This is a genomic window from Psychrobacter sp. TB67 (assembly GCF_000511065.1).
In the GTDB taxonomy this organism is placed as follows: domain Bacteria; phylum Pseudomonadota; class Gammaproteobacteria; order Pseudomonadales; family Moraxellaceae; genus Psychrobacter; species Psychrobacter okhotskensis.
In genome coordinates, this window is the sequence record NZ_AYYA01000044.1 from 177,924 (window position 1) to 184,472 (window position 6,549).

The 6,549-nt window shown below is 45.9% G+C and carries 5 protein-coding genes; 4 read left to right on the plus strand and 1 reads right to left on the minus strand.

The features are described 5' to 3' along the window. Nucleotides 1-99: 99 nt before the first annotated feature. A complete protein-coding gene (gene dxs, locus W293_RS0106975; RefSeq protein ID WP_025651752.1) occupies nucleotides 100-2,184 on the minus strand; it encodes a 1-deoxy-D-xylulose-5-phosphate synthase in 2,085 nt (694 codons plus the stop codon). 524 nt (nucleotides 2,185-2,708) lie between these two features. Between dxs and ribA the strand changes: the two genes are divergently transcribed. The 4 genes from ribA to W293_RS16185 all read left to right on the plus strand — a co-directional run bounded on the left by ribA (nucleotide 2,709) and on the right by W293_RS16185 (nucleotide 6,523). Next, nucleotides 2,709-3,380, plus strand: coding sequence for a GTP cyclohydrolase II (ribA, locus tag W293_RS0106985; RefSeq protein ID WP_025651754.1), 672 nt, complete (start codon nucleotides 2,709-2,711; stop codon nucleotides 3,378-3,380). Nucleotides 3,381-3,388: 8 nt separating this feature from the next. After that, on the plus strand, nucleotides 3,389-4,384 hold the full coding sequence (gene hemF / locus W293_RS0106990; protein WP_025651755.1) for an oxygen-dependent coproporphyrinogen oxidase: 996 nt from the start codon (nucleotides 3,389-3,391) through the stop codon (nucleotides 4,382-4,384). A gap of 563 nt (nucleotides 4,385-4,947) precedes the next feature. Beyond that, a complete protein-coding gene (locus W293_RS0106995) occupies nucleotides 4,948-5,418 on the plus strand; it encodes a c-type cytochrome (protein ID WP_025651756.1) in 471 nt (156 codons plus the stop codon). Nucleotides 5,419-5,596: 178 nt separating this feature from the next. Further along, a complete protein-coding gene (locus W293_RS16185) occupies nucleotides 5,597-6,523 on the plus strand; it encodes an IS30 family transposase (protein WP_037025096.1) in 927 nt (308 codons plus the stop codon). Nucleotides 6,524-6,549 lie beyond the last annotated feature (26 nt).

The window sequence follows — 6,549 nt, forward strand, 5'->3', positions numbered from 1 at the left end:
GCGTTATATCTGTTGGTTATATGATTATCTTTTTTCGATCTTTATAATTAAAACCATAACTATTAAAGCTTTTTATAAATGCATTTCCGCGGTATAAAGTTACGACAATAACGTTTGTAGTTGACCGACCACACCACCAACGTCTAAACCGCAGTCAGCCCATTGCTCGACTTGGGAGCCGTGGGCGATAAAGCGATCAGAGATGCCAATATTAGAGACAGCTGGACGATTGGCTTTAAAAGCAGCAGATTCGTTCAGCAAATACTCATTGACCGCACTACCCGCGCCGCCCATTATCATATGCTCTTCTAGGGTGGCAATATGGGTAATACCTTGCTCAATTAAGGTTTCGAGCAATTTAGTATCTAACGGTTTTACCCAGCGCATATTGACGAGCTGTATCTGACAGTCTGATTCTATATTATCATTAATCAGACGTTCTGCCGCTTGCTGAGCCGTCGCAACCATCGTGCCAAATGCCAATAACGCCAGTTTTTTAGGGGCACTGTTGTTACCTAATACTGACTCTACCACTGCCTTGCCGATGTTATAAGTTTGCGCTGGCTGAGTAATAACAGCTCCAGTACCGACGCCGCGTGGATAGCGTACGGCTGTACAGCCTTGGTACTCATAACAGGTATTGAGCAAATGGTAGCATTCATTCTCATCTTTTGGCGCCGCAATCAACATATTGGGCACGCAGCGTAAAAAGGCAAAATCAAACACGCCAGCATGAGTAGCCCCATCTTCACCGACCAGACCAGCGCGATCGATAGCAAACGTCACATCGAGGTCTTGCAAAGCGACATCATGAATGAGCTGATCGTAACCACGCTGCAAGAACGTCGAATAAATCGCGACAATAGGTTTAACGCCCTGAGTCGCCATACCAGCAGCAAGCGTCACCGCGTGTTGCTCAGCGATAGCGACATCGAAAAAGCGCTCGGGGAAATGACGAGCAAAGTCGATCATCCCCGAGCCTTCTTCCATTGCTGGAGTAATTGCCAGCAACTTATCGTCTGCCGCTGCTTTGTCACATAGAAACTGACCAAATACTTGTGAGTACTTTAAGGCAGGCCTAGTTTTTGGACGGTTAGTTTCTGGAATATCAGCTTTTTGAGTATGGATTGCTGCAGTTTTATGTTCTGTAGGTTTCACTTCATCAGGCAATTTACTGATAGCATGGTAGCCGACTGGATCTAATTCTGCTGGCGCAAAGCCCTTACCTTTAGTGGTATAAATATGGACTAAGACCGGACCTGTTACTTGCTTGGCAAGCGACAATACTCGTAACAGCTCAGGGATATTATGACCATCAAAGGGGCCAAAATAGGTAAAGCCAATCGCTTTGAATAAGTTGTCTTTTAACTGCGGTACATCGCGCATCTCTTTATGGCGTTTGCGGCGGTCAAAGGCCTGCATATCAGGGCGATGACACAGCACAGGCTCGCCAGTATCAGAGATATCAACTTGATAGCCTGACTCCCATAGCATCGCTAAATGCCGGGAAAAGCCACCGATAGAGCAGGATATCGACATATCGTTGTCATTTAAAATAACGAGCAGATCGGCATCTTGTTGCACGGCGTCATTCATGGCTTCAAACGCCATGCCACCGGTCATAGCCCCATCACCAATAATACAAGCAACCGTTTGTGCACGGCCTTGGTAACGCAGCGCTAGACTCATGCCAAGACCAGCTGAGATAGAGGTCGATGAATGCCCAACACCAAAGGTATCGTAAGTCGACTCAGCACGCTCAGGGAAAGCCGTCAAACCGTCTTTGGAGCGAATCGTTCCGAGCTTATCGCGGCGACCTGTCAGAACTTTGTGCGCATAGGCTTGGTGACCGACGTCCCAAACAATCTGATCTTGCGGCGCATCTAAGAGATAATGCAGCGCAATCGTCAGCTCAACCACCCCTAAATTGGCACCAAAATGTCCACCACTCTGACCGGCTGAATACAGCAAAAAAAGCCGCAGTTCATCAGCCAAGGTTATCAGCTGCGCGGTAGTGAGTGCTTTTAGGTCAGTAGGCGTATTGATCGCATCAAGTAGCGGCGTTTGGGGACGCGCACGCGGAATCACTGCATACGTCTGTTGCAGACTGGATAGCTTAGCAGCAGACTCAATGGCTGACGCGGATACTGACTGAGACTGTGGGGAATGAGGTGACTGCTGCATAAACCGTACGATACCTACCAATCTGCTGACAAGGGTCTATTTAAAATATTACTATGACTATAAATAACTGAGCGACGTTAATAATAGTAATAATCACGACACCATTATGGATGTCATTGACTATATTGATATCGTTAACTATAAAATTACTGCTAGCAACTATATAATCACGCATAGCAATAAATACGCCGCCATAATAGACGACGATAGTCTTAACGCTGTGACATCAACCGTTGCTATTATGCCTTATTGCCTGGCATCAATATCAGCCGTTAGTGACGACATAGTAATGTAAGGGCAAAGACTTGTCACTGTATCCGTTAAAATAGTATGGCATAATAGCATTTTTTTTTAATTGTCGCTTTAATCATCGTGCGTCGTCTGTGAACTTTGTGTGTTTTTATAATAAGCACAATAAACACACTGCCTTCACGAACCGGTTATACTGATAACACCTTAACCATAATAATATGGCTATGTCAGAATCCGCTACCGCCTCGATGATCGGCTCATGTAGGACATTAATGTCATATCAATTTATTACCAGTGCCACATTACCGACTCGTCACGGCGAGTTTGATATTCATATATTTGAAAATGATGACGGTCAAGAGCATGTAATGCTGACTGTCGGTCTGTCTGTGGTCGATCAACAGACAGAGGCCGCGGGCTTGCAGCAAAAGGATGACGCGCTAGCAGAACGACCTATTCCCTTAGTGCGCATCCACTCTGAATGCTTGACAGGCGATGCTTTTAGCTCACTAAAATGCGACTGTGGCCCTCAGCTCAATACCGCGATGCAAGCGATACAAGAGACTGGGTGCGGCGCTATTTTATACCTGCGCCAAGAGGGTCGCGGCATTGGGCTGACCAACAAGATTCGTGCCTATGCCCTGCAAGATCAAGGGCATGATACCCTAGATGCCAATCTGATGTTAGGCTTGCCTGCTGACGCGCGCGTTTATGATATGTGCAGCCCGATGCTCGCCCATGTGGGCGTTGATGCGGTGAGACTCATTACCAACAACCCAGACAAGGTCGCTTACTTGACTGGCCATGGTATCAACGTCGTGGAGCGCGTACCATTGGTCGTCGGCGTCAACGACATGAATGCAGACTATCTGGCTACCAAGCGTGATCGCATGGGTCATCTACTCGACAAAGATTTCAATACCGCCCTACACCTGAATAAATAGATATTTTTATGAGTACTCCAAATAGTGATAATTCTCCAAATCTGTCAGCAGCAGATTCAACGACCCCAACCAAAAATGACATCATGCGTGTGCGTGAATTTTTGGTCGATTTACAAGCGCGTATCTGTCAAGCCTTAGAAGCGCAAGAGCGCGATGGCGGCGGCAATGCGACGTTTGTCCCTGATAACTGGGAACGCTCTGAAGGCGGCGGTGGGCGCTCATGCGTGCTGGCAGATGGTGAGGTGATTGAAAAAGCAGGGGTTATGTTTAGCCATATTCATGTCCATAACTTGCCCGCCTCTGCCACCGCACGTCACCCTGATATTGCAGGTCGTAAAGCTCAAGCGATGGGTGTGTCACTGGTTGTTCACCCAAAAAACCCCAATGTCCCAACTAGCCATGCCAATGTGCGCTTGTTCGTCGCCGAAGCCGAGGGCGAAGACCCCATTTGGTGGTTTGGCGGTGGCTTTGATTTGACACCTTTTTATCCAGTACTAGCGGACTGTGTCCATTGGCATCAAGTCTGTCATGACCTCTGTGCGCCCTTTGGCGATACTGTCTATCCTGACTTTAAGCAATGGTGCGATGAGTATTTTCATTTGCGTCATCGTGATGAGCAACGCGGTATCGGCGGGCTGTTTTATGATGATGTCAATACGGAGAGTCGCGGCTGGGACTTTGACACCTGCTTCAACTTCATGCAGGCGGTCGGTAACGGTTATCTTGACGGTATATTGCCCATTTTTGAGGCACGTAAAGAGACGCCCTATATCGAAGCGCAGCGTGAATTCCAGCTCTATCGTCGTGGCCGCTATGTCGAATATAACCTTGTATATGATCGAGGCACGCTATTTGGACTACAAAGCAACGGACGCATTGAATCTATCTTAGTCAGTATGCCGCCACTGGCCAGCTGGCATTACCGCTTTGAACCTGCCGCAGGAACGCCTGAGTTTGAGCTGACTGACTTTTATCTCAAGCCACGTGATTGGCTGTCGCTATAACTATATAGTCAAGGAATTTTAAAATCGCTACAAGGCGACCGACCGCAGATAGTACACTAAGTACATCTAGGGCGGGTAACACCGTAGCGGTTTAAAAGTGCTCCGACTATAGTTGTGCTACGAGCGTCGTTTGCACTGAAGCTCAATGATAACAACTCTTAGTCATAATAAACCTCAGTTATAAAACCACTGTGGTAGCTCGTTGTACAATATATAGTCAAAATATTCTAAAAACGCTACGGTATTGCTGATATCAATTTTTCTTGCTTGCTGTGCCTGCGCAGACAGAGGCTACAAAAAATTAATATCAGCACGTGATGTATCGATATTACTTTTCGCTGACTATACAATCTATGTTGTGCAGTCAAATTTTACGATGTGATAACAACTATTGTAACGGTCATTACTTAGATAACCGTTACAATAGAATGTATTTTTCGCAAAAACCCTTTAGAAGCGACTGCGTTTCTAAAGGGCGAGAGTCAGTTTTATAATAATATTTTTATTTAGGGCTAGCATTTGCAAGCGCGCCTACTATTAGCCAGATTAAAGGAGTAACTTTCATGGCACAGGTTCATAATAACAAATCATTAAAATCAATTTTTGGCATCACATTAATGGCAGCAGCTTTAGGTATAACCGCTTGTAGCACGCCAGCTGACCCTGATGTTAAAGCGCGTCAAGACAGCATGAAAAGTTGGGGTGATGCGATGGGTGTCATGGGTGATATGGCTGAAGCACCTGATACATTCGATGCAGAAGTATTTAAAGAACAAGCGGCGTTTTTGGCAGAAGATGCTGCCACGCCTTGGAGTCATTTTGAAAACCAAGAAGCGGCTGGCAATGCCACCGAAGCAGTATGGTCTAATGTCGACGGCTTCAAAGCTGAAGCAGATAGCTTTCAACAAGCGACGGCTGAGCTAAACGCGGCAGCACAAAACGCTACCAGTATGGATGACGTTATGCCTGCCTTTGGCCAAGTCGGTCAAAGCTGTAAATCATGTCACACAGATTTTAAAGTTAAAACTGACTAGAAATTAAGCTTCTAAGCTTACGTTTGAATGCATAAAAAAACCGCCGTATCAAAAGATACGGCGGTTTTTTTGCAGCTTAGATTAACACATGAAGTGCAATATCAAAGAGCAGGTGAAAAAGAGGCCTAGATGCGCTAGCATCAAAGCTACTATCCACCGCCAAAGTGAGATTGCAACCATGAGCTATACACATCTAAGCCTAGAGGAACGATATCAGATTTATGCCCTTAGAGGGGCACAACATAGTATTAAATTTATAGCAGGGGCGTTAGGCAGAAGTCCCAGCACCATATCAAGAGAGCTTAGACGCAATAAAAGCCTACGAGGCTACCGGGCAAAGCATGCAGACAACACCGCTAAAGCGAGGCGAGCAAATAATGCCTTCACCATCATTTTAAACGTCTGGGACTGGGTCGTGACTAAGCTTAAACTGCAGTGGAGTCCTGAGCAAATAGCAGGCGTTCATAGTGGAGTCAGTCACACGAGTATCTATCGTTACTTATGGACGGATAAGAGGCAAGGCGGCACGCTATGGCAGTATTTAAGACGCAAAGCCAAACCCTATCGTCAAAGGCTTACCACTGAGACTCGTGGGCGTATTAATGACAGGATCTCAATTCATGAGCGCCCTCATGTAGTAAAAGAGCGATCCCGCATCGGTGATTGGGAAGCGGACACCATCATTGGTCAAAACCATAAACAAGCTATCGTGACAGTGGTAGAGCGAAAGACAGGTTTGGTTAAGATGAAGCGAGTGACTAAAAAGAGTGCTCATCTGGTCGCGGATGCGATGGTGGTAATGCTAACTCCAGTGAAACTACACGTTAAGACGATTACGTCCGATAATGGCAAGGAATTTGCGGATCATAAAGCCATTAAGCAAAGACTCTATAGTGGGTTCTACTTTGCTGATGCTTATGCCTCATGGCAACGAGGAACAAACGAAAATACCAATGGCTTGATTAGAGAGTACTTGCCTAAAGGATGTGACTTTAGACAAGTATCTGATGATGAGGTTCAAAACATTGAAGACAGGTTAAACAACAGACCAAGAAAACGATTAGGGTTTAAAACGCCAAACCAGGTGTTTTATTCCATTACTTAGCGTTGCACTTGGTGTGTTAATCTAGG